Origin of the sequence: Streptomyces sp. NPDC056580, from assembly GCF_042793175.1 — a bacterium.
Taxonomy (GTDB): Bacteria; Actinomycetota; Actinomycetes; order Streptomycetales; family Streptomycetaceae; genus Streptomyces.
Window position 1 is genome coordinate 384,510 of the sequence record NZ_JBHTVE010000001.1, and the last position, 21,627, is coordinate 406,136.

General features: G+C 75.8%; 21 protein-coding genes. 7 read left to right on the plus strand and 14 right to left on the minus strand.

Features of this window, described 5'->3' with window-relative positions; all coding sequences use genetic code 11:
- Positions 1-24 precede the first annotated feature (24 nt).
- From ACFQ9Z_RS01765 to ACFQ9Z_RS01805, 9 genes are read right to left on the minus strand one after another with little or no spacing between them, the layout of a single operon-like run.
- Entirely contained in the window at positions 25-1,461 is a 1,437-nt protein-coding gene (locus ACFQ9Z_RS01765; protein ID WP_383009538.1) for a PfkB family carbohydrate kinase, read from the minus strand.
- Positions 1,458-2,243: an SIS domain-containing protein gene (locus ACFQ9Z_RS01770; protein WP_383009540.1), complete on the minus strand. Its 786-nt coding sequence runs from the start codon at positions 2,241-2,243 to the stop codon at positions 1,458-1,460. The genes ACFQ9Z_RS01765 and ACFQ9Z_RS01770 overlap by 4 nt, the downstream gene beginning before the upstream one ends.
- Positions 2,244-2,256: 13 nt before the next feature.
- On the minus strand, positions 2,257-3,495 hold the full coding sequence (locus ACFQ9Z_RS01775) for a glycosyltransferase (protein ID WP_383009542.1): 1,239 nt from the start codon (positions 3,493-3,495) through the stop codon (positions 2,257-2,259).
- Entirely contained in the window at positions 3,492-4,454 is a 963-nt protein-coding gene (locus ACFQ9Z_RS01780; protein ID WP_383009544.1) for a glycosyltransferase, read from the minus strand. Before ACFQ9Z_RS01780 ends, ACFQ9Z_RS01775 begins: the two co-directional genes overlap by 4 nt.
- Positions 4,451-5,461 carry a glycosyltransferase family 9 protein gene (locus ACFQ9Z_RS01785; RefSeq protein ID WP_383009546.1) on the minus strand — a complete coding sequence of 337 codons (1,011 nt, stop codon included), beginning with the start codon at positions 5,459-5,461 and terminating at the stop codon, positions 4,451-4,453. Before ACFQ9Z_RS01785 ends, ACFQ9Z_RS01780 begins: the two co-directional genes overlap by 4 nt.
- Positions 5,458-6,033, minus strand: coding sequence for a D-glycero-alpha-D-manno-heptose-1,7-bisphosphate 7-phosphatase (locus ACFQ9Z_RS01790; protein WP_383009548.1), 576 nt, complete (start codon positions 6,031-6,033; stop codon positions 5,458-5,460). The genes ACFQ9Z_RS01785 and ACFQ9Z_RS01790 overlap by 4 nt, the downstream gene beginning before the upstream one ends.
- On the minus strand, positions 6,030-7,031 hold the full coding sequence (locus ACFQ9Z_RS01795) for a glycosyltransferase family 2 protein (RefSeq protein ID WP_383009550.1): 1,002 nt from the start codon (positions 7,029-7,031) through the stop codon (positions 6,030-6,032). The genes ACFQ9Z_RS01790 and ACFQ9Z_RS01795 overlap by 4 nt, the downstream gene beginning before the upstream one ends.
- Positions 7,028-8,662, minus strand: a complete 1,635-nt coding sequence (locus ACFQ9Z_RS01800) for a carbamoyltransferase (protein WP_383009552.1) — start codon at positions 8,660-8,662, stop codon at positions 7,028-7,030. Before ACFQ9Z_RS01800 ends, ACFQ9Z_RS01795 begins: the two co-directional genes overlap by 4 nt.
- Positions 8,663-8,695: 33 nt before the next feature.
- On the minus strand, positions 8,696-9,754 hold the full coding sequence (locus ACFQ9Z_RS01805) for an NAD-dependent epimerase/dehydratase family protein (protein WP_383009554.1): 1,059 nt from the start codon (positions 9,752-9,754) through the stop codon (positions 8,696-8,698).
- Positions 9,755-10,071: 317 nt separating this feature from the next.
- Between ACFQ9Z_RS01805 and ACFQ9Z_RS01810 the strand changes: the two genes are divergently transcribed.
- Both ACFQ9Z_RS01810 and ACFQ9Z_RS01815 read left to right on the plus strand, forming a co-directional pair.
- A complete protein-coding gene (locus ACFQ9Z_RS01810; protein WP_383009556.1) occupies positions 10,072-10,965 on the plus strand; it encodes a polysaccharide pyruvyl transferase family protein in 894 nt (297 codons plus the stop codon).
- 102 nt (positions 10,966-11,067) lie between these two features.
- Positions 11,068-11,631: a hemerythrin domain-containing protein gene (locus ACFQ9Z_RS01815; protein ID WP_383009558.1), complete on the plus strand. Its 564-nt coding sequence runs from the start codon at positions 11,068-11,070 to the stop codon at positions 11,629-11,631.
- 187 nt (positions 11,632-11,818) lie between these two features.
- On the opposite strand, the gene ACFQ9Z_RS01820 is transcribed toward ACFQ9Z_RS01815, so the two are convergent.
- Complete coding sequence (locus tag ACFQ9Z_RS01820; RefSeq protein WP_383009560.1) at positions 11,819-12,181, minus strand: DUF3040 domain-containing protein; 363 nt, start codon at positions 12,179-12,181, stop codon at positions 11,819-11,821.
- A 286-nt stretch (positions 12,182-12,467) separates the two neighbouring features.
- A complete protein-coding gene (locus tag ACFQ9Z_RS01825; protein WP_383009562.1) occupies positions 12,468-13,337 on the minus strand; it encodes an NAD(P)H-binding protein in 870 nt (289 codons plus the stop codon).
- Between the two features lie 278 nt (positions 13,338-13,615).
- On the opposite strand from ACFQ9Z_RS01825, the gene dhaK reads away from it, so the two are divergent.
- The 3 genes from dhaK to ACFQ9Z_RS01840 are packed head-to-tail and all read left to right on the plus strand — an operon-like array spanning position 13,616 to position 15,672.
- Positions 13,616-14,608, plus strand: coding sequence for a dihydroxyacetone kinase subunit DhaK (gene dhaK / locus ACFQ9Z_RS01830; RefSeq protein WP_383009564.1), 993 nt, complete (start codon positions 13,616-13,618; stop codon positions 14,606-14,608).
- 46 nt (positions 14,609-14,654) lie between these two features.
- On the plus strand, positions 14,655-15,269 hold the full coding sequence (dhaL, locus tag ACFQ9Z_RS01835) for a dihydroxyacetone kinase subunit DhaL (RefSeq protein WP_383009566.1): 615 nt from the start codon (positions 14,655-14,657) through the stop codon (positions 15,267-15,269).
- Positions 15,262-15,672, plus strand: a complete 411-nt coding sequence (locus ACFQ9Z_RS01840; protein ID WP_383009568.1) for a PTS-dependent dihydroxyacetone kinase phosphotransferase subunit DhaM — start codon at positions 15,262-15,264, stop codon at positions 15,670-15,672. Before dhaL ends, ACFQ9Z_RS01840 begins: the two co-directional genes overlap by 8 nt.
- Positions 15,673-15,866: 194 nt before the next feature.
- Here the strand turns inward: ACFQ9Z_RS01840 and ACFQ9Z_RS01845 are convergent, their stop codons facing one another.
- Positions 15,867-16,565, minus strand: coding sequence for a glycoside hydrolase family 75 protein (locus tag ACFQ9Z_RS01845; RefSeq protein ID WP_383009570.1), 699 nt, complete (start codon positions 16,563-16,565; stop codon positions 15,867-15,869).
- Positions 16,566-16,940: 375 nt separating this feature from the next.
- On the opposite strand from ACFQ9Z_RS01845, the gene ACFQ9Z_RS01850 reads away from it, so the two are divergent.
- Positions 16,941-17,924, plus strand: a complete 984-nt coding sequence (locus ACFQ9Z_RS01850; protein WP_383009572.1) for a fibronectin type III domain-containing protein — start codon at positions 16,941-16,943, stop codon at positions 17,922-17,924.
- A 193-nt stretch (positions 17,925-18,117) separates the two neighbouring features.
- Positions 18,118-18,657 (plus strand): hypothetical protein, encoded by a 540-nt coding sequence (locus tag ACFQ9Z_RS01855; RefSeq protein ID WP_383009574.1) that lies wholly within the window; start codon positions 18,118-18,120, stop codon positions 18,655-18,657.
- A gap of 128 nt (positions 18,658-18,785) precedes the next feature.
- Here ACFQ9Z_RS01855 and ACFQ9Z_RS01860 read toward each other — a convergent pair whose 3' ends face one another.
- Positions 18,786-19,370 carry a PadR family transcriptional regulator gene (locus ACFQ9Z_RS01860; RefSeq protein WP_383009576.1) on the minus strand — a complete coding sequence of 195 codons (585 nt, stop codon included), beginning with the start codon at positions 19,368-19,370 and terminating at the stop codon, positions 18,786-18,788.
- Positions 19,371-19,408: 38 nt separating this feature from the next.
- A complete protein-coding gene (locus tag ACFQ9Z_RS01865; protein WP_383009579.1) occupies positions 19,409-21,424 on the minus strand; it encodes an FAD-dependent oxidoreductase in 2,016 nt (671 codons plus the stop codon).
- Between the last annotated feature and the right edge of the window lie 203 nt (positions 21,425-21,627).

Below are 21,627 nucleotides of genomic sequence, written 5' to 3' on the forward strand. Positions count from 1 at the left end.
CGGACGGCGGGCGTGGCGCGCGGGTCACCGGGCGGGCCCCGCGGTGCGGGCGGGCGCCAGGGCCGCGCGACGTGCCAGGCCGGTGGTGGAACGGCCGTCGAGGTAGGGCAGCAGCAGGACCTGGCCGCCCCAGCTCTCCACCAGCGGCTGCTCGGGCAGCCGGGTGCGGGCGTAGTCGCCGCCCTTGGCCCAGATGTGCGGACGCAGCTCGCCTAGTACGCGTTCCGGCGTGTCCTCGTCGAAGACGGCGACCGCGTCGACGCACTCCAGCGCGGTCAGCACGCGGACCCGGTCGGCCACCGGGACCAGGGGGCGGCCGCCGCCCTTGCGCCGGCGCACCGAGTCGTCGGAGTTGACGCAGACGATCAGGCAGTCGCCGGCCCGGCGCGCGGCCTGGAGCAGGGCTACATGGCCGGCGTGCAGCAGGTCGAAGCAGCCGCCAGCGGCGACCACGGTGCCGCCCGCGGCCCGCACCCGCGCGGCGGTGCGCCGGGCGTCGGCCCCGGGATCCTCGCCGGCCGGCCGCTCCGGTGGCGTGTCCGGCGCCTCGGGCACGGCGACCGCGCGGGCGCCGCCCTCGGCGACGTACCGGGTGGCGGCGTGCACGGCGGCCTGCACGGCCGCCTCGGTGAGCGCGCCGTCGGCGAGCAGCCCGGCGGCGGCCGCGGCGAACCGGTCCCCGGCCCCGCAGGGGTCGCCCGCCGCGGTGGCCGGGGCCGGCACCAGCAGGGGGGTCTCGCCGTGCGACAGCAGCGCGCCGCGTTCGCCCAGGGTGACCGCGACGGCGTGCGCGCGCCAGGCCCGGGCGAGCGCGCCGGCGTCCCGGGCGGCGGTGCGCAGCACGCCCCCGTCGCCGGGCTCGGCTCCGGCGCCGTCGTCCAGCCGCCCGGCGAGGACCCGGGCCTCCGGTGCGGAAGGGGTGGCGAGCCTCACGCCGGGGACCGGTGCACCGCCCCGCACGTGCGGGTCCCACACCACGGGCACCCGCGCGGCGGCGCCGGCCAGCGCCTCCCGCAGGACGTCGGCGGTGCCCCGGCCGTAGTCGGCGACCAGGACGGCGCCCGCCGCGCGGACCGCGGCCGCGGCGGACCGGGTCGCCCCGCGGGCGCGTCCGTCGCCGTCGTCGAGGCGGAGCAGCGGCCGGTCTCCCGCGAGCACCCGTGTCTTGCTGCTGAGTTCGCCGTCAAGCGGCACCTCGACCAGGTCGACGCGCCCGCCCAGCAGGTCCCGCAGGACGCCGCTGGACCCGTCGTCGCCGAGGGCGGTGACGAGGGTGACCGGGCGTCCGTCGGCGGCGGCCAGGCAGGCGGCGAGGGCCGCGCCGCCCGGGCGGGAGCTGCGCCGGGTGCCGTGCACCACCGGCACGGGCGCGTCGGGAGCGAGCCGCTCGGCCCGGCCGCACAGGTCGTGGTCGAGCAGCGCGTCCCCGACGACGACCAGCGGGGTGCGGGGGGTGTTCATGCGTCTCCTTCCGCGCGACGCGGCCGGGTACCCACGGTGCGCGGGCCCACCGGCAGGCCGGCGGGGCGGGCCGCGGCGCCGCCGGGGCCGTCCGGCCGGGCGCCGTCCGCCTGGCCTTCCGTCCGGCCGCCCACTCGCCCCTTCGCGCCGGGCCGGCCGTCGCCCCGGGCGTCTGCCGGGCGGTCCGCCGCACGCTCCGCCGCGGCCGGCTCGCCGCGTCCGACCGCCTGGTCGAACGACTCGCAGAGCATGTGCACCGCAACCAGGTGCAGCTCCTGCACGGTGGCGGCCACCGGCGCGTCCACGCACAGCGAGTCGTCTGCGGCCAGGTGCAGGGGGTTCGGGGCCCGGCCGGTCAGCGCCCAGACGGTCATGCCGAGCCGGTGCGCGCGGTCGGCCGCGGCCAGCAGGTTGGCGCTGGCTCCGCTGGTGGACAGCAGCATCAGCACGTCGCCGGGACGGCCGTGCGCGGCGGTCTGGCGGGCGAACACCTCCTGGACTCCGTAGTCGTTGGCGATCGCGGTGGTGGACGAGGTGTCGGCGTGCAGGGCGAGCGCGGAGAACGGTGCGCGGTCGTCCCGGTAGCGGCCCACGAGCTCGGCGGTGAGGTGCTGGGCCTGGGCGGCGCTGCCGCCGTTGCCCGCGACGAGCAGCCGGCCGCCCGCGCTCAGCCGCCGGGCCAGTTCGGCGCCCCAGCGTTCGATGAGGGAGCCCTGGTCGCGGAAGGTCTCCAGGGCCTTCATCAGGTCGTCGCAGTGAGCGGTGTCGGTGACGGTCTTCATCGGACGGCTCCCTTCATCGGACGACTCCCGAGAGCGAGGGCATCGAGGACACGGCGCCGTACGCCCGGGCCACGCCGTCGGCCACGCGGTCCCAGGTGTAGTGGGCCAGCACCCGCTCGCGGCCCGCGGCGCCGAGGCGGGTGAGCCGGTCCGGGTCCTCCAGCAGCCCGCGGACGACGGCGCCGAGGTGGTGGTGGTCGTCGTCGGCCGGTACGTGGACGCCGGTCGTGCCGTCCACGACCGTGTCGAGCTGGCCGCCCACGGCGGTCGCGACGACCGGGGTGGCGCAGGCCATGGCCTCGAGCGGCACGATGCCGAAGGGCTCGTAGCGGGGCAGGGACAGCACCAGGTCGGCGCCCGCCATCAGGCGGGGCATCCGGGTCCGGCCGACCCCGCCGAGCAGGGTCACCCGGTCGGTGACGCCGTACTCGCCGGCGATGGCGTGCAGCCGCCGCGCCTCCGGCTCGGCGCCCAGCAGATCCGCCTCGGGCCCGCCGGCGACCAGGAGTTCGGCGTCGGGTATCCCGGCGAGGGCGCGGATGGCGCGGTCGAAGCCCTTGCGGGGCACGAGCCGGCCCACGGCGAGCAGCCGCCGGCGGCCGCCGGGCAGGGTCCGCGGGCGGTCGGACGGCGCGAACTGGTCGGGGTCCACTCCGCAGGGCACGACCGTGACGCGGTCCTCCGGCAGCCCCATGGCCCGCAGTTCGGCCACCTCGTCGGAGCAGGTGGCGATGATCCGCGCGCACTCGTGGCCGACGGCCTCCTCGATCGCGAGGCGCTCGGGCGGGCTGGTGTCGTCGGCGCCCTGGTAGCGCTTCTTGACGGTGCCGAGGGCGTGGTAGGTCTGCACGACGGGGACGCCCAGGCCCCGGGTCCCGGTGAGGGCGGCGAGACCCGACATCCAGAAGTGGGCGTGCACCACGTCGGGCGGGTCGGCGGCCCACTGCCGGGCCAGGAAGGCCCCGAACTCCGCCATGTGGGGCAGCAGTTCGTCCTTGGGCACAGGCGCGGGCGGTCCGGCGGGCACATGCACGACCTGGACGCCATCGATGAGGGTCATCCGGTCCGGCAGGCCGGTGGAGTCCCGCCGGGTGTACACCGTGACCCGGTACCCCTTCCTGGCGAGCTGCCGTGCCACCTGCGCCACGTACACGTTCTGGCCGCCCGCGTCCGGTCCGCCGAGCGCGGCCAGGGGGCTGGCGTGCTCCGAGACCATGGCGACGCGTCCGGCCGGGGGCAGTGTGCGGCTCATCGGGTGACCTCCTTGATCAGGCGCTCCCAGTCGTCGAGGAAGCGCCGCTCTCCGTAGCGGGCCAGCGCCGCGGCGCGGGCCGCCCGCCCGGTCAGGCGGGCCTGCTCGGGTTCGGCGAGGAACGTCCGTACGGCGTCCTCGAGGACGTCGAGCCGGTTGGAGACCACGCCGGCGCCGGCGGGTACCGCCTCGCGGACCTCGGTGGTGTCCAGGGCGACCACCGGCATGCCCAGGAACATGGCCTCCAGCAGGGACAGGCCGAGCGAGGTCCAGCGCACGGGATGCAGGTACAGCCGGCAGCGGGCCATCTCCCGGTGCAGTTCGCGCTGGGGCAGGTCCCGGGCGCGGCAGCGTTCGGCGGGCAGGCCGAGGTGTCCGGCGAGCGGCTCGGTGCGCATCCCGAAGACGTCCAGCGGAGCCGAGCGGGCGAACCGGGGCAGCAGGTCGGTTCCGGTGGTGCGGCCCCGGCGCACCGGGTCGTTGACCACGACCGCGGCGCGGCGCTCGGTGCCGGTCCAGCGGTGGCCGGGGTCGATGACGCCGTGCTCCACGACCTCGGTCGGGGCCCTGCCGTTGTCCCACATCAGCCGGTTGAAGTGGGTGACGTGGACGACGGGGATCCGGGTCTGCCCGGCGAGCGGGTGGGGCTGGCGCTCCGGGGAGGCGTCGGGGCTGTTGTGCTCGACGTACACGGCGGGCACGTCGACACCGGCCCGGCGGCCGGTCCACCGCCGGGCGAGGTCGATCTCGTGCGGACGCTGCAGCACCATGAGGTCGATGCCGGCGTCGCGCAGTTCCCGGGGGGTCCGTTCGAGCACCGTGCCGGGCCAGTCCCAGGTGACCGCACGGCCCAGGCCGTCCGGCCCGCGGTCCTCGGTGACCGGGACCAGGTAGGTGTGCGGGCCCTGCACGAAGGCCGTGAGCCAGGATCCGTGCACGTGCCAGACGAGGATGTTCATGACTGCCGCTCCTGGATGAGCTTGTGCACCGCGCGCACCACGTCCTGTCCGGTGACCTCGTCCAGGCAGGGGTGGCCGGGCACCGGGCAGACCAGCGCCCTGGTGTCCGCGCACGGCGCCGACTGGTCGCCGAGAAGGATGACGGGGACGCCGTAGGGCGCCCAGCGGCCGGCCGGGACCACGGGCGCGAACAGCGACACGACGGGGGTACCGACCGCGGCCGCCAGATGGGCCGGGCCGGTGTTGGCGCTCACCACGACGTCGGCCGTGCGCAGCACGCCGGCCAGGGTGCGCGGGGTGGTCCGGCCGCCGAGGTCCACGGCCAGGCCGGCGCTCACCCGGCGGGTGAGGGCGGTCTCGTCCGGCCCGCCGGTGACGACGACGCGGTGCCCGGCGTCGGCCAGCAGCGCGACCGCCTCCTCGCACCGGTGGGGACTCCAGGCGCGGGCGGGGGCGGTCGCGCCCGGGTGCAGCACCACGTAGGGGCCGTGCCCGGTCAGGGCGTCGGTGTCCGGCGGCGGCAGGACCCTCGGGCGGCCGTCGTCGCCGGGCGGGAGCGGGAAGCCCGTCGCCGCGGCGGTGTCCAGGGCCGCCTCGGTCTCGTGCCGGCCCTGGCGCCGCCGGTGGCGGACGTCCAGCAGCCGGCCGGGGTGGTCGGCGCTGTCCGCGCCGATGTGCCCGATGCCGGCGAGGCGCAGCACGAGCGCGGTCGGCAGAGGGCTCTGGTGGAAGGAGGTGAGGATCAGGGCGGCGTCGAAGGCGGCCTCCCGCAGCCGCGCGATGAGCGCGCCGATGCCCGCGGCGTCGACCGGGGGCGGGTCGAAGCCCTCCCAGGGGGCCTCCCACACCAGCACCTCGTCGACACCGGGCAGCAGCCGGGCGGCCTCGGCGCCACGCGGCCCGCACAGCATGGCCACGTGCGCGCAGTGCGCGGCGACGGCCCGCACGGCGGGACCGGCGAGGAGCACGTCCCCGAAGCTGTCGAGCCGGACGACGAGCGCCTTCACGAGAACCGACTCCCGTCCTGGGCGTGGTCGTCGCACGCCGGTGTGCCCAGCGCCGCGCGCACCGCGGTGAGGACGTCGGGGGCGCTCTGCGCGCTGAAGCGCCACACCTCGGCGGGCGCGGTGGCCGCGTTGGGCACCAGCACGCCGCGCGCGCCCGCCGCCCGGGCGGCCAGCAGGTCGGCGGCGATGTCGCCGATCACCAGGCACCGGTCCGGGCGGACGCCCAGGCGGGCGGCGGCCGCGAGGACGAGGCCCGGGCGGGGCTTGCGGCAGGCGCAGCCGGCTTCCGGGGCGTGCGGGCAGAACACCCAGGCGCCGAGCCCGCCGAGGAGTTCGTCCGCCCGCTCGTTGACGGCGCGGACCTGCTCCGTGGTGAGCAGGCCGCGGCCGATGCCGGACTGGTTGCTGACCACGGCGGTGCCGAGCCCGGCGCGGCGGGCGAGCGCCACCGCCTCGGCGGCGCCCGGCAGCGGGCGGACCCGGTCGGGATCGCCGTTGTAGGGGACGTCCGCGAGGAGGGTGCCGTCGCGGTCGAACAGGACGGCGCAGAGGGGCGGCCGGGCCGTGCTCACGCGGCGCCTCCCAGGGGGACGGCGCCCCGGTGGCGGACGGCTCCGCGCAGCCAGTGCCGTACCGCGAGCGGGGGGATGAGCACGCTGGTGCCGAGCATCCCGGCTATCTCGCGGGCGGTGCGGGGGCCGGGCCGGATCCGGGCGAGGGCGAACTCGGCCGTGCCCAGCGTCCACAGCGCCGCGCAGACGGCGGCGGCGCGGCGGCGGCCGGCGAGCGCGAGGACGGCGGAGGCGAGCGCGGCGCCGGTCACGGCGACGTGCCCCGGCAGCCGTCCCCGGGGGGCCTGGGCGCGGGCCCACCAGTCGCGTCCGTGCAGGCGGCTCATCAGGGCGTCGTCGGCGTTGCCGCGCTGTGCGGGCAGCGAGGCCCACCACTGGGAGGGGCGGACCGGGTGCCGGGTGAGGCGGGTGCCGCGGTGCAGGGTCCAGCCGGCCCGCTCGACGCGCAGGGCGAGGTCGGCGTCCTCCCGGAAGGCCCGCGGGAAGCGCTCGTCGAAGCCGCCGACCTGGATGAGCGCGGCGGTCCGGTACGCCATGTCGGCGGTGGCCCAGGCCGCGTCCTCCAGGCCCTTGGTGGTGCGCTCCCAGTCGGTGGGCCGGCGGTCCGGCGGCAGCGGGACGCGCAGCCGCCCCTGGATGCCGCCGACGTGCTCACCGGCCGCCCGGAGATCCTCGGCGAGTCTGCGGGACCAGTCCGGCAGCACCTGGACGTCGTCGTCGAGGAAGACGGTCCAGGGGGTGCGGACGGTGCGCCATCCGGCGTTGCGGGCGGCGGCCGGGCCCTTGCCGCCGGTGTGCAGGGCCCGTACCCGGTCCAGCAGCTGGCCGGCGGCCTCCAGCGGCAGGCCGGTGTCGGGGTCGGTGGTGGGCCGGTCGTCCACGACGATCACCTCGTGCGGCGGGTGGCCCTGGGCCGCGGCCAGCGCGCGCAGGCACTCGGTGAGACAGGAACGGCCGATGGTCGGGACGACGACGGTGTAGGCGGGGGCGGCGCTCATGCGAAGGCCTTTCCGCGGCGGACGGCGAACGGGCCGAGGACCAGCAGGTCCACCGGGGCGGAGCCGAAGCACTCCAGGGCGTCCCGGGGGTCGTCCACCATCGGCCGCCCGGCGGTGTTGAGGCTGGTGTTGACCACCACGGGCAGGCCGGTGCGCCGCTCGAACCCGTCGATCACGCGGGCCACCAGCGGTTCCTGGCCGCGGTCCACGGTCTGGATGCGGGCGGTGCCGTCGACGTGCACCACGGCCGGGATGCGGTCCCTCCAGCCGGCCGCCACCTCGTGGACAAAGAGCATGTGCGGGCTGGGCAGCGGCCCGTCGAACAGTTCCGCGGCGCGTTCGGCGAGGACCATGGGCGCGACCGGCCGGAACTCCTCTCGTCCCTTGACCGCGTTGAGCCGTTCCACGTTGGCTGCGTGCCCGGGGTGGGCCAGCAGGGAGCGGTGGCCGAGCGCGCGGGGACCGTACTCGGCGCGGCCCTGGAACCAGGCGACGATCCCGTCGGCGGCCAGCGCCTCGGCGGCCGTCTCGGCGATGTCGGCGGGCTCCTCGTAGGGCACAGCGGCCCGCTCGAGCCAGTCGCGCAGTTCGGTGTCGCTCCAACCGCGGCCGAGGGCGGCGGTCGGCATCGGCTCCAGGGTGTCCTTCTGGCCGGCCACGTGCGCGGCCGCGCCCAGGGCGGTGCCGGCGTCCCCGGCGGCGGGCTGCACCCACACGTGCCGGAAGCCGCTCTCGCGCCAGACGCGGGTGTTGGCGACGCAGTTGAGGGCGACGCCGCCGGCCATGGTGAGGGCGTCCTCGCCGGTGCGTTCGCGCAGCCACCGGGCCAGGGCGAGCACGGTCTCCTCCAGGCAGAGCTGGGCGCTGGCCGCGAGGTCGGCGTGGTCCTGGCTGAAGGCTCCGCCCGCCTCGCGCGGCGGGACGAGGGAGGCCCAGGGCACGGGGCGGGCCCGGAAGCCGCCCCGGTCGCCGGCCCCGACGTACTCGCGCAGCCGCCCGGCGAAGCGCGGGGTGCCGTAGGAGGCCAGCGCCATCACCTTGAACTCGTCGCTGCTGCGCAGGAATCCGAGGTGCTGGGTGAGGTCCTCGTAGAACAGGCCGAGGGAGTCGGGCAGTTCCTGGGCGCCCAGGACGGTCAGCTCGCGGTTGGTGTAGCGGCCGGCGAGGTGGGAGCCGCACTCACCGCGGCCGTCCAGGACGAGTACGGCGCAGTCCGGGTACGGCGAGACGGGTCCGGCGGAGGCCGCGTGCGCGACGTGGTGCGGGACGAAGCGGACCTTGGCCGGGTCCAGGCCGGGCAGCGCCTCGGCGAGGAAGCCGGGGGCCCGGCGGGCGTACTCCTGGCGCAGGTGGTCCCACGGGTCGTGCAGGCCCATCTGTTCGGCGGGGCGGGCCAGCGAGGGGTCGTAGGAGTAGGCGACGGCGTCCAGGTCGGACGGGGTCAGGCCGGCCTGTTCCAGGCACCAGCGGGCCGAGAGACCGGGCAGTTCCCAGGCGGAGAAAGGGAGGGGCCGCTTGCCGTGCTTGCGACGGGAGAACCGTTCCTCCTCCGCCGCCGCCACGACCTTGCCGTCCGTCACCAGGGCGGCGGCGGGGTCGTGGAAGAGTGCGTTGATACCGAGGACGTGCATGCGCTGTCTCCTGGGCGGCGTGCGGTGGCGTGGTCAGGTCTGCGTGGCCGGCTCCTCGTCCGGGTGCGGGGCCTGTCCGCCCGGTGGCGGGCCGGACTCCCGCGGGGGCCGGGCCCGCTCCTCCGGGGACAGGGCGGTGAAGTAGGCGATCGTCTGCTTCAGGCCCTCCTCCCAGGGCACCTGGGGCGACCAGCCGAGCAGTTCGCGCGCGAGGGCGGTGTCGGGGCGGCGCCGGCCGGGGTCGTCGACGGGCCGGTCGACGAACGCGATCGGTGAGCGCGATCCGGTCAGGGCGACCACCCGGCGGGCGAGGTCCGCCATGGTGATCTCGTCGGCGCCGCCGATGTTGACGGGCCGCACCGAACGGCTGACCGCCACCCTCAGCACCCCGTCGACGGTGTCGTCGACGTAGCACAGCGAGCGGGTCTGGCTGCCGTCGCCGGTCACGGTGAGCGGTTCACCCGCCAGGGCCTGGCTGATGAAGGTGGGCACGGCCCGTCCGTCGTGGGCGCGCATGCGCGGTCCGTAGGTGTTGAACAGCCGGACGATCCCGGCGTCGGTGCCGTGGGCGCCGGCGTGCGCGGTGACGAGCGCCTCGGCGAACCGTTTGGACTCGTCGTACACGCTGCGCGGGCCGACCGGGTTGACGTTGCCCCAGTAGCCCTCGTGCTGGGGGTGCACCAGCGGGTCGCCGTACACCTCGGAGGTGGAGGCCAGCAGGAAACGGGCGCCGTCGCGCCCGGCGATCGCCAGGGCGTTGCGGGTGCCGAGGCTGCCCGCGTCCAGGGTCTCCAGCGGCAGCCGCAGGTAGTCGGCGGGCGACGCCGGGCAGGCGAAGTGCAGGACCAGGTCGTACGGCCCCGGCAGCAGACGGGGGCAGTCGGGCGCGCTGACGTCGCAGTGCACGTAGCGGAACCCGAGCCGGCCCTCCAGGTGGGCGACGTTCTCCCGCCGGCCGCAGACCAGGTTGTCGGCACAGTCGACTTCGGCGCCCGAATCCAGCAGCCGTTCGCACAGATGGGAGCCCAGGAAGCCGGCGCCGCCGGTCACGACGGCACGGCGCCAGGGCACCGCGAGGGTCTCACCAGTCATGGAGGCTCGTCCTTAGTCCACGTCATCCGCGTCGCCGGGCTCGCCGGTGCGCCCGGAACGCCACCGGGGGGAACGGGCGTTCGGCGCGTGTGTGCGGCCCGGCCGGCCTCGTCGCCGGCTCGTCGAGCGGGACTGTGATGGAAGACGGTGGGGGCCGGGTCCCCGCTGATCCGGAGGACCGCCCTCATCGGCCGCCGCTGGCTGGACGGCACTGGCAGTTGTGTTCCCGTGCCAGTTGGCTTCATACCTTGTACCTTATTGTCCTGAATTCCGGGTACTTGCGCGACTCAAGCGCTCGCCCACCCCGGGAGACACTCATGGACGACGAGATACCGGACGTCCTGCTGCGCCTGCTGCGGCCGCCCAGCCCTCGACCCCGGCGGCTGCTCCTCACCGGCTGGTTCAGCTTCCTCCACGGCGAGGCGACGGCCGGGGACGTCCTGGCGCAGCGGCACGCGTCGGCGGTGCTGGACCGGGCGGGCGTCCGGCACGACACCGCCTGGAGCCCCGGCTTCCGGCCGGGTGCGCTGTCCCTGGAGACGGCGGACCCGGGCGCGTACGACACCCTCCTGTTCGTCTGCGGCCCGCTGCACGGGCCGCAAGTCGCCGCGCTGCATCAAGAGTTCGGGAGCTGTCGGCGACTCGCGGCCGGGGTCAGCGTGATCGACCCGGCGGATCCGGCGGTCACCGGCTTCCACGAGGTCGTGCCCCGGGACGGCACCCCGGCGCCCGCCCGGCGCGACCTGGCCGCCGAGGCCCCGGTGGGCGCGCTGCCCCCGGTGGCCGGCCTGCTGCTGTCGCACGGCCAGGGCGAGTACGGGGAGCGCCGCAGGCACGAGCGGGTGAACGAACGCCTCACCGGCTGGCTCGCCGCCAAGGACTGCGTGCGCCTGCCCGCCGACACCCGGCTCGCCAGGGACGACTGGCGGCTGTGCGCCACGGCCGAGCAGTTCCTGGCCCTGGTCTCCCGGCTCGACCTGGTTATCACCACCCGGCTGCACGGCCTGGTGCTCGCCCTGCGCACCGGCACCCCGGTGATCGCCGTCGACCCGGTGGCGGGCGGCGCCAAGGTGAGCGCCCAGGCGGAGGCGGTGGGGTGGCCGGCGGTGATCGGCGCGGACGCGCTGTCCGCGCGCATCCTGGACCACTGGTGGGGGTGGGCGCTCTCCGGGGCGGGCCGGACGGCCGCACACCGCCACTCGATGGGCTGAGCGGCGCCGGCGGGCGGTGTGGCGGACCGGGGGCGGGGCACTCGGCGCGGCGACGAGCGGCGGCCGCGCACGGCCCCGCACGTATCCCGAGGAGGTAACGACATGGGTCACGGCGGAAACGTCGTCCAGGAGCTGACGACGGATCACCGGGAGGTCGAGGAGATCTTCGGCCGGATCGAGGCGCTGCCGCCGGGCAGCGAGGAACGCAAGACGCTGGCCGACCAGGCCACCATCGAACTGGTACGTCACTCGGTGGCCGAGGAGGCCTACCTCTACCCGGCGGTGCGCAAGCACGTCGAGGGCGGGGACGCCCTGGCGGACAAGGAACTCGAGGACCATGCCGAGGCCGAGAGGATCATGAAGGACCTGGAGGGCCTCGGCGCGGACGACCCGAAGTTCGACACGCTCATCACCCGCCTGATGAGCGAGATCCGCTCGCACGTGGCCGACGAGGAGCAGAACCTCTTCCCGCGGCTCCAGGCGGCCTGTTCGCCGGAGGCGCTGAACGAGCTGGGCGAGAAGGTGCGCAAGGCCAAGAAGACCGCGCCGACCCGCCCGCACCCGATGGCTCCGGACAAGCCCCCGGCCAACAAGCTGCTGGCGCCCGGCGCGGGCATGGTGGACCGGCTGCGGGACGCGATGTCGGGGCGCGGGAAGGACAGCTGAGCAGGCTCACCGCAGCCGGCCCGGTCGTGACCTCCTGTGCCCGCCGCCCCTCCGGGGGGCGGCGGGCACAGGAGGTCGGCCGTGCCGCAGGACCGTGATCCGCCGCCGGTCCGCGGCCCCGGGCCTCCGGGGCGCGGTCCATGGCCCCGGCGGCCCGGGCAGCGGCCGGTCGGAGCCGACGGCCGAGTCACAGCCACCGGGTGAACCGGCGGCCGGGCCGCGCACGGCGGGTGATCCGGCACAGCAGCCGGAAGCCCTGGATCAGGGTGAGCGGCCACAGCAGGGCGAAGCACCACAGCGGCGCGGGTTGCAGCGTGCGAGCCCCCACGACGGCCGTGAAGGCGGACGCCACGAGCAGCAGGAGGACGGACAGCGGCAGCCACACGCCCCGCCGGCTGCGGGTGCCGCGGCGGTCCACCATCCGGCGCGCGGCGGCGTGCATGCGGTGGGCGAGCCGGCGGTCCTGCCGCAGGTTGGCCTCGATCTCCAGCAGCGCGAGCCGCTCGCGCGGCGAGAGCCTTACGTCCTCGGGGGTCTCCCAGTCGTCCACGGAAACGGCACCTCCTCGCACCGGCCGACGGCCCGCCCCCTCTTCCGGGCTCATGCCGGGGCCGAGTTCCCCGTGCGGCCGCCCCGAAGCGGCCGCCGCACGGACCGGGCCGCCGCACGGACCGGCCGAGCACGCTCCGGGCCGCCGCACGGACCGGCCGAGCACGCTCCGGCCCGCCGCACGGACCGGCCGAGCACGCTCCGGGCCGCCGCACGGACCGGCCGAGCACGCTCCGGCCCGCCGCACGGACCGGCCGAGCACGCCCCGCACGACGCGCCGCCCGCCCTCACAGCCGGGGGCGGAGGGCGTCGTAGGCCCACGAGCCCAGCGTGGTGGGGGTGGTGCTGCGCAGGGTCCGGGGCTGCTCCGGCACGAAGCCGTTCCGCAGCCCGGTCGACATCCCCATGACCGCCTCCACCACGCCGTCCGCCATCCCGGACAGGCGCAGCAGACCCCGCATCTCGTCGTCGCCGACGCGCTCCACGCGCAACGGGCGGCCGGTGGCGGCCGACACGACGCCGGCCGCCTGCGGCCAGGTGAGGTCGGCCGGGCCGTGGACGGCCTGGACACTGCGTCCGGACCAGCCGCCCGACAGCAGCCGCGCCACGGCGACCTCCGCGACGTCGCGCGGCGCGACCCACGCCAGCGGCAGGTCGAGGGGCAGGACCACGGGGATCACGCCGGCCCGGATGGCGTCGAGCTCGAACTCCAGGTTGGTGAAGAAGTAGCCGCAGCGCAGGTGCGCGACCGTGGCGCCGAGGGCGTCCAGCGCGAGTTCGGTTCCCGCGAGGCCGTCGATCTCCCCGGCGCCGCGGCGCTTCTCCGCCCCGACGCTGCTCAGGAAGACCGTCCGGGCGATGCCGTTGGCCGCGACGGCGCTCGCGACGCTCTTCGTGGCCGCGGCGTAGTCCGCGAGAGGATCCGGGCCGGCCGACGGGGGGTCGACCCAGAACAGGGCGTCGACGCCGGCGGTGGCGGCGACGGCCGCCTCCGCGTCGCGCTGGTCCACCGCGACGGCGTCCACCTCGCGCCGGATCCCGGGGTCGAGCCGGCCGGGGTCGCGTGCCAGTACCCGCGGGCGGATCCCGGCCCGCAGGAGCATGGCGACGACGTGGCGCCCGACGTTCCCGGTCGGCGTCGTGACTGCGATACGCATGCCTCGTCCTTTCGTGGCTTCCGCCGCGACGCTACGAGCCGATCCGGACACCTGTTGTCTCCTTTTGCCGACGCGCACCTGGAGTGACAGGGCATTACACACCGTGAAGGAGGCGTACCTGGAGGTGACCTCCGCTTCGCCAGGGCCGATACTTCCAGTAGACGGGCGGCCCCGCCCCGGACGTGCCGGACCGCCCGGGCCGGAAACCGTTCTCAGCGCCGGTGACCTGAGCAGACGCAGTCCCTGAGCCCCAGCCCCGAGCTCCGGAGGAGACCCCCATGAGGATGCTGATCAACGTCCCCGAGACCGTCGTGGCGGACGCGCTGCGGGGTATGGCGGCCGCCCATCCGGAGCTGACCGTGGACGTGGAGAACCGGGTGATCGTGCGCCGGGACGCCCCCGTGGCAGGTCAGGTCGCGCTGGTCTCGGGCGGCGGGTCGGGGCACGAGCCGCTGCACGGCGGGTTCGTCGGTCCGGGCATGCTCTCGGCGGCCTGCCCGGGAGAGGTGTTCACCTCGCCGGTGCCGGACCAGATGGCGCGGGCCGCGGCGGCCGTCGACAGCGGGGCCGGCGTGCTGTTCGTCGTGAAGAACTACACCGGTGACGTGCTCAACTTCGACATGGCCGCGGAACTCGCCGAGGACGAGGGCATCCAGGTCGCGAAGGTGCTGGTCAACGACGACGTGGCGGTGACCGACAGCCTGTACACGGCCGGGCGGCGCGGCACCGGCGCGACGCTGTTCGTCGAGAAGATCGCGGGCGCCGCCGCTGCCGAGGGCCAGCCCCTGGAGCGGGTGGAGGCCATCGCACGCCAGGTGAACGAGAACGCGCGCAGCTTCGGTGTGGCGCTCAGCGCCTGCACCACCCCGGCGAAGGGCAGCCCCACCTTCGATCTGCCGGACGGGGAGCTGGAGTTGGGCGTCGGCATCCACGGCGAGCCCGGCCGGGAGCGGCGGGCGATGATGACCTCCGGGGAGATCGCCGACTTCGCGGTGCACGCCATCCTGGAGGACATGCCCCCGCGCAACCCCGTGCTCGTCCTGGTCAACGGCATGGGCGCCACCCCGCTGCTGGAGCTGTACGGCTTCAACGCCGAGGTGCAGCGGGTGCTCACCGAACGGGGCGTGACCGTGGCCCGCACCCTCGTCGGCAACTACGTCACCGCCCTCGACATGGCGGGCGCCTCGGTGACACTGTGCCAGGTCGACGAGGAACTGCTGCGGCTGTGGGACGCGCCGGTCAAGACCCCAGGGCTGCGCTGGGGGATGTGACCGGCCGGCCGAAGCGGCCGGCCTCCCTACCACGCAAGGAGATCCAGTGCTCGACGCCGAATTCTTCCGCCGTTGGATGACCGCGGCCGCCGCCTCGGTCGACCGGGAGGCGGAGCGGCTCACCGCCCTCGACTCGGCCATCGGCGACGCCGACCACGGCAGCAACATGCAGCGCGGGTTCACGGCGGTCACGGCCGCCCTGGAGAAGGAGGCGCCGGACACTCCCGGGGCCGTGCTCGTCCTGGCCGGCCGGCTGCTGATCTCGACGGTCGGCGGGGCGTCCGGGCCGCTGTACGGCACCCTGCTGCGCCGGACCGGCAAGGCGCTCGGGGACGCCGCCGAGGTGAGCGAGGGGCAACTCGCCGAGGCGCTGCGGGCGGGCGTGGACGGGGTGATGACGCTCGGCAAGGCGGCACCCGGCGACAAGACCATGATCGACGCGCTGGTCCCGGCGGTGGACGCGCTCGGCGACGGGTTCGCCGCGGCGCGCTCCGCCGCCGAGGAGGGTGCGGTGGCCACCATCCCGCTGCAGGCCCGCAAGGGCCGGGCCAGTTACCTCGGCGAGCGCAGCATCGGCCACCAGGACCCGGGCGCCACGTCCTCGGCGCTGCTGATCGCCGCACTCGGGGAAGCGACCGGCGGGGAGGCCCGCGATGAGTGACGAGAAGCTGGTGGGGGTCGTGCTGGTGTCGCACAGCGCGGAGGTCGCGGCCTCCGTCGCCGAGCTGGCGAAGGGCCTGGCGGGCGGCGCCACGGCGGTGCCGGTCGCCCCGGCGGGCGGTACCGAGGGCGGCGGGCTCGGCACCAGTGCCGAGCTGATCTCCGCCGCGGCCGCGGCCGTGGACCGGGGTGCGGGTGTCGCCCTCCTCACCGACCTCGGCAGCGCGGTGCTCACCGTGAAGGCACTGCTCGCAGAGGGCGACGAACTCCCGGACGGAGCACGCCTGGTGGACGCCCCGTTCGTGGAGGGCGCGGTCGCCGCGGTGGTCACGGCGGCCACGGGCGCCGACCTGGACGCGGTCGAGGCGGCGGCGACGGAGGCGTACAGCTACCGGAAGGTGTGAGCCCCGGCCCGGAGGTCCGACAGCGGCGCCGGCACCCTGACGCCGGCGGGCCGCCGCCGACGGCACGGTCCGGCGAACGGCCGCCGGCGCGGGCCGCCGACGGCACAGGCCCGCCGTCGGCCGTGACCGGTGGGCCGCCGCCCGCTCGCAGGTGCCCGGAGCGGCACCCGCTCCGGGCGCCCGCGGGGCGGTGCTCAGTCGGGTTCGACGAAGCGGCGGGCCAGGCGCTCGCCCGCCTGCACCGCCGCACGGGGGTTCTCGATCGGGGTGACGTGCGAGTCCTTGAAGACGATGTACGTGACGCCGGAGGCCGCCCCGCCGCTGATCGGGTCGGCGTGGATGCCGAGGCCGCGGGCGGTGGCGTAGGAGGCCTCGCCGATGATGTCGCGCGGGCCCGCGTCGCCGACGACCGCGTACTGCACCCGGTCCCGGTAGATCACCGCCGCCACGGAGCCGCCGCGGATGCCGTAGTCGCGGTGGTCCCAGATGCGGCTCGGGACCGGCAGCACGATGTAGGGCAGGGACGCGGCGTTCAGATGACGGCCGTCGGACTGCTGGTAGGCGGTGGCGGCCGTGAACAGCGGGTCCGTGCGGCGGTTGCAGCGGGCGGTGGGCCGCCCGTCGCAGTCGATGTCCAGGTCCGCCTTCCAGAACACCGCCCCGCGGGTGCCGCACACCGGCACCTTCGCCGACGAGGCGTCGTCGGTGCGGTACCGGCCCCGGGAGACCCGGTCGCAGGTGCGCACCCGGTCCAGCAGGTCGGCGGCGGTCACGGCGCCCTCGCCCCGCGCCGCCGGTGGTCTCTCCCGGGGCGGGACGGCCGCGGCAGGCGGCGTTGTCGGGGCGAGCAGGGCGGCACCGGCCGCGGCCAGCGTCAGCGTCTGGACACGCACTCTGGGGAACCCTCTCCTCGGGAACATTCCGGACACCATGCCTAAAACGGCACCAATCGGCGAGTGCGACACTCCTTTGGGTCCGGATGGAGCAGCGCCTTGACGCGTTCGTCGGATGAAAAGCCGAATGGGGCCGGAGAGTGGGAAATCACTATGGGTCCCGACCCCCCGGCCGCCCGCGCGGGCGCGGGTCCGGCGTCGCTGGCGCGTCCGCGCCGTCGACGCCAACCGGTCGGCACCATGCGGCAGTTCAGTCGGGGTGAACAGCATGAGCAGCACCCGCGCGGCACCGGCACGGCCCCCTTGCCACGCCCGCACCGTCAGGCCATATTGGTCCGGACCTTTGCTGTGGCGCCGTACCCGGGAGGCAGAGCCGTGCGACGCGTTCCCCTTCCGCCCTTGCTGGTCCCCGCGGCGCTCCTACTGGTCGCCTCCTGCGGCTGGGGCGGGGCGGAGGACGACGGCGGCCGGGCGCCCGGCGCCCCGACGGGCGTCACCGCGGCGGCCGGCAGCGCCTCCAGCGTGCACGTGATGTGGAACGCGGTGACGGGCGGCTCCGGGGTGCGCGTCTACGAGGTGTACCGCGGCCGGACGAAGGCCGGCGAAGTACCGGGCTCACAGCACATGGTGGACGTCACCAGGCTCAGGCCGTCCACCGTGTACGCCTTCACCGTCCGGGCCCGGGACACGGACGGCCGCCTCGGGCCGCCGAGCCGGGCGGTGCGGGCGCGGACCCCGGCCGCCACGGCTGCCGACCGTTCGGCGCCGACCCGCCCCGGCGGGCCCGCCGGGCGTGCGGCCGGCAGCCGCGCGGTCCAGCTCTCCTGGTCGGCCTCCCGGGACGACCGGGGCGTGGTGTCCTACGAGATAGAGCAGGGCGGCGCCAGGATCCACAGCGTCGGCGGCGGCCAGAGCGCGGCCGTGGTCACCGGGCTGCGCCCGGGCACGCGCTACGTCTTCACCGTGCGGGCCCGCGACGCGGCCGACAACCTGTCCCCCGCGAGCGCGCCGGTCCGCGTCACCACGCCGGGCGCCGGCGACGGCCGGGACACCGCGCCGACCGCCTTCACCGCCTCGAGCCACCGGGCCGGCGGGGCGTACTACTTCGACCTGTCGTGGGACCCGCCGGCCGTGGACGGGGTGGTCACCGAGTACCGCATCCAGCTCGACGGCGCCACGGCCACCTCCCTGGTGTGGGGCGGCGAGCCGCCGCGCGGCCGCGCGCACTACAGCTTCTTCGCCGGGCGGAAGGCGGGCGAGCGGCACCGGGTACGGCTCGGGGCGCGGCTGCCGGACGGCACCTGGGGCGGCTTCTCGGCCGAGCGGACGGTCGTCCTCGGCGGCAGGGCCGGGGGCTGACGGGCCGTAGGGCACCGCGGCGCGCGGTGCGCGCCGGGGCACGCCGGACGGGGTACCGGTCACCCGACTGGGCGCGGTACGAGTGCGGCGGGGACCGGGGCCGCGTTGGCTGCCGTTGAGGCAGCACGGACGTTTCCCGACCCCAGGCGGCGCATGGGACGTACCGCCAACCGTGCCGCCGGAGGGCCAGCCAATGCGCAACTCCCGACTCCGCCTCCGCTCCGGTCTGACCCTGGCGGCCGCCGCCGCGCTTCCGGCCTCACTCGCCGGGCCGTCGGCCGCGGCCTCCGGCATATCGGTGAGCACCACCGGTTCCACGGTCTCGGTCGTCACCAGCGCCTGCACCCAGACCAACGGCAGCTGGGGCAATGCCTCGCTCATCAGCAGCCGCCAGGCGAACTTCGCCCAGGGGCGGCAGGTCGCCCTGTCCGGCACCACCGTCAGCCAGTCCGCCGCGTGGTCGGGAGTGAGCCCCGGGACGTACACGGTGGTCGTTAGGTGCTCCAACGGCACGACCGCCGGCACCCAGTCCGTGATCGTCTCCGCGCCCGGCGCGCCCACGGTCTCCTCGACGTACTCGCCCGCGCCGTCGCGCGGAGTGCAGGGCGGCCTCGGCGGCGCCGCCCAGGACTACGGCCCGGTCACCCTGGGCATCGGCGCGACCCTGGTGACGGGCGCCGCGGCCGCCACGGTCTGGTTCCTGCGCCGCAGTTCGAAGCCCTACCGGTTCTGAGCCGGCGTTCGGCGCGGCCCCTCGCACGTCGGCCCCTGCGCACGGCGGCCCCGTCCGCGCGGCCGGCCCCCGCGCACGGCCGGTTCCGGCCGCAAGCCCCTGTCCGGCCCCGCGGCCGGCGCCGCCGCTCAGCGGGACGTGCCGTCCGCCGGCCGTGTGCCGTTCTCGCCCGCGGGGCCGGCGAGTTCGGCGAACTCGGCCAGCGCCCGGCCGAGCCACTGCGTCCAGAAGGTCTCCAGATCGATGCCGGCCCGCAGGACGAGGTGGCGCAACCGGTCCTCGGGGGTGTCCCGGCCGGGCGGGAAGTCGCGCACCTCGATCTCCTCGTACTCCGCCAACTGCCGTCGGTGCAGCTCCAGATGGCGGCCCAGCTCGGCCTCGAGGCCCGCCGTGCCGACGACCGCGGCCGCGCGCAGCCGCAGGAACAGGGCGTCCCGGTGCGGCCTGGGGTCCTGGGACTCGGCGGTCCAGCGGGCCAGTTCGGCGCGGCCCGCGGGCAGCACCTCGTAGCTCTTCTTCTGCCCGCGCACCGGCTGTTCGGCCGGCAGCGCGCGGATGAACCCCTCCCCCTCGAGCCTGCCCAGCTCGCGGTAGATCTGCTGGTGCGTCGCGGACCAGAAGTAGCCGATCGACAGGTCGAACCGGCGGGTCAGCTCCAGGCCCGACGACGGCTTCTCCAGCAGGGCGGTGAGGATGGCGTGCGGGAGTGACATGGGCTCATCCTAGGGACGCGCGCCGGGCCCCCCGGCCCCTACAGTGCCGCCGCCAGCTCGGTGCCCTGCTTCACGGCCCGCTTGGCGTCCAGTTCGGCCGCGACGTCCGCGCCGCCGATCAGGTGGGCGCTGCGGCCCGCGGCGACCAGTTCCTCGTACAGGTCCCGGCGCGGTTCCTGGCCGGTGCACAGCACCACCGTGTCGACCTCGAGGACGGTGCTCTCCCCGCCGACGGTGATGTGCAGTCCGGCGTCGTCGATCCGGTCGTAGCGCACGCCCGGGACCATGGTGACGCCCCGGTGCTTCAGTTCGGTGCGGTGGATCCAGCCGGTCGTCTTGCCCAGTCCGGCGCCGACCTTGGTGCTCTTGCGCTGCAGCAGGTGGACCGTGCGGGGCGGGGCGGACCGCCGCGGGGCGGTGAGGCCGCCCGGCGCCCGGTAGTCCATGTCGACGCCCCAGTTGCGGAAGTAGGTCTCCGCATCCTCGCCGGCGCCGTCGCCGCCGTCGGTGAGGTACTCGGCGACGTCGAAGCCGATGCCGCCGGCGCCGAGGACGGCCACCCGGTCGCCGACGGGGGCGCCGTCCCGCAGCACGTCGAGGTAGCCGAGGACGCGGGGGTGGTCGACGCCGGGGATGTCGGGGACGCGCGGGGTGACGCCGGTGGCGACGACGACCTCGTCGTAGCCGTCGAGGTCCGCCGGGGTGACCCAGGCGCCGAGCCGTACGTCGACGCCGTGCTCGTCGAGCTGGTGGCGGAAGTAGCGCAGCGTCTCGTCGAACTCCTGCTTGCCCGGGACCCTGCGGGCCACGTTGAGCTGGCCGCCGATCTCGTCGGCGGCGTCGAACAGGGTGACCGAGTGGCCGCGTTCGGCGGCGCTGGCGGCGCAGGCGAGTCCGGCCGGTCCGGCGCCGACGACCGCGACCCGCTTGGCCAGCCGGGTCGGGGAGAGCACCAGCTCGGTCTCGTGGCAGGCGCGCGGGTTGACCAGGCAGGAGGTGATCTGCCCGCTGAAGGTGTGGTCGAGGCAGGCCTGGTTGCAGCCGATGCAGGTGTTGATGGCCTCGGGCTGCCCGGCGGCGGCCTTTGCGACGAAGTCGGGGTCGGCGAGCATCGGGCGGGCCATGGAGACCATGTCCGCGGCGCCGCCGGCGAGCAGTTCCTCCGCCAGCTCGGGGGTGTTGATGCGGTTGGTGGTGACCAGCGGGACGGACACCTCGCCCATCAGCCTCCTGGTGACCCAGGTGTAGGCGCCGCGCGGCACCGAGGTGGCGATGGTGGGGATGCGCGCCTCGTGCCAGCCGATGCCGGTGTTGATGATCGTCGCCCCGGCGGCCTCGACGGCCCTGGCGAGGGTGACGACCTCGTCCAGGGAGGAGCCGCCCGGGACCAGGTCCAGCATGGACAGCCGGTAGATGATGATGAAGTCCTCGCCGACGGCCTCGCGCACCCGCCTGACGATCTCGACGGGGAAGCGCATCCGGTTCTCGTACGAGCCGCCCCAGCGGTCCGTGCGGTGGTTGGTCTGGGCGGCGGTGAACTCGTTGATCAGATAGCCCTCGGAGCCCATGATCTCGACGCCGTCGTATCCGGCCCGCCGGGCCAGGCGGGCGGCGCGGGCGTAGTCCTCGACGGTCCGCTCGACCTCGGCGTCGCTCAGCTCGCGCGGCGCGAAGGGGCTGATGGGGGCCTGCACGGGGCTCGGGGCGACCAGGTCCCGGTGGTAGGCGTACCGGCCGAAGTGCAGGATCTGCATGGCGATCCGGCCGCCCTCGCGGTGCACGGCCGCGGTGACGGTGCGGTGCTGCTCGGCCTCCGCCTCGGTGGTGAGCCTGGCGCCGCCCTCGTAGGGCCGGCCCTCGTCGTTGGGCGCGATGCCGCCGGTGACGATGAGGCCCACTCCGCCGCGTGCGCGGGCCGCGTAGAAGGCCGCCATCCGCTCGAAGCCGCGCTCGGCCTCCTCAAGGCCGACGTGCATGGAGCCCATGAGCACGCGGTTGGGCAGCGTGGTGAAGCCCAGGTCGAGCGGGGACATCAGGTGGGGGTAACGGCTCATCGGGGCCTCCGTGCAGGGTGCGGTCGCCTCTTGTTGTAGAGGACGCGCGACCCTTAGTGCAACTAGTTGCATAAACAGGCGGAGGTGAGCCCGGACACTTCCGGGTGCCGGTGACGACCGACAACCGTGGCGCGTGCCCCTTCGGACCCGGACGACGAGTTCTGTACGCGGTACGGCCGGTACCACGATCGCCCCGGAACACA

Excerpts from the sequence above, each read along its gene's own strand:
- ACFQ9Z_RS01765 (WP_383009538.1), bottom strand. The coding sequence starts at position 1,461 with ATGAACACCCCCCGCACCCCGCTGGTCGTCGTCGGGGACGCGCTGCTC.
- ACFQ9Z_RS01770 (WP_383009540.1), bottom strand. The coding sequence starts at position 2,243 with ATGAAGACCGTCACCGACACCGCTCACTGCGACGACCTGATGAAGGCC.
- ACFQ9Z_RS01775 (WP_383009542.1), bottom strand. The coding sequence starts at position 3,495 with ATGAGCCGCACACTGCCCCCGGCCGGACGCGTCGCCATGGTCTCGGAG.
- ACFQ9Z_RS01780 (WP_383009544.1), bottom strand. The coding sequence starts at position 4,454 with ATGAACATCCTCGTCTGGCACGTGCACGGATCCTGGCTCACGGCCTTC.
- ACFQ9Z_RS01795 (WP_383009550.1), bottom strand. The coding sequence starts at position 7,031 with ATGAGCGCCGCCCCCGCCTACACCGTCGTCGTCCCGACCATCGGCCGT.
- ACFQ9Z_RS01800 (WP_383009552.1), bottom strand. The coding sequence starts at position 8,662 with ATGCACGTCCTCGGTATCAACGCACTCTTCCACGACCCCGCCGCCGCC.
- ACFQ9Z_RS01805 (WP_383009554.1), bottom strand. The coding sequence starts at position 9,754 with ATGACTGGTGAGACCCTCGCGGTGCCCTGGCGCCGTGCCGTCGTGACC.
- ACFQ9Z_RS01810 (WP_383009556.1), top strand. The coding sequence starts at position 10,072 with ATGGACGACGAGATACCGGACGTCCTGCTGCGCCTGCTGCGGCCGCCC.
- ACFQ9Z_RS01815 (WP_383009558.1), top strand. The coding sequence starts at position 11,068 with ATGGGTCACGGCGGAAACGTCGTCCAGGAGCTGACGACGGATCACCGG.
- ACFQ9Z_RS01825 (WP_383009562.1), bottom strand. The coding sequence starts at position 13,337 with ATGCGTATCGCAGTCACGACGCCGACCGGGAACGTCGGGCGCCACGTC.
- dhaK (WP_383009564.1), top strand. The coding sequence starts at position 13,616 with ATGAGGATGCTGATCAACGTCCCCGAGACCGTCGTGGCGGACGCGCTG.
- ACFQ9Z_RS01840 (WP_383009568.1), top strand. The coding sequence starts at position 15,262 with ATGAGTGACGAGAAGCTGGTGGGGGTCGTGCTGGTGTCGCACAGCGCG.
- ACFQ9Z_RS01855 (WP_383009574.1), top strand. The coding sequence starts at position 18,118 with ATGCGCAACTCCCGACTCCGCCTCCGCTCCGGTCTGACCCTGGCGGCC.
- ACFQ9Z_RS01860 (WP_383009576.1), bottom strand. The coding sequence starts at position 19,370 with ATGTCACTCCCGCACGCCATCCTCACCGCCCTGCTGGAGAAGCCGTCG.
- ACFQ9Z_RS01865 (WP_383009579.1), bottom strand. The coding sequence starts at position 21,424 with ATGAGCCGTTACCCCCACCTGATGTCCCCGCTCGACCTGGGCTTCACC.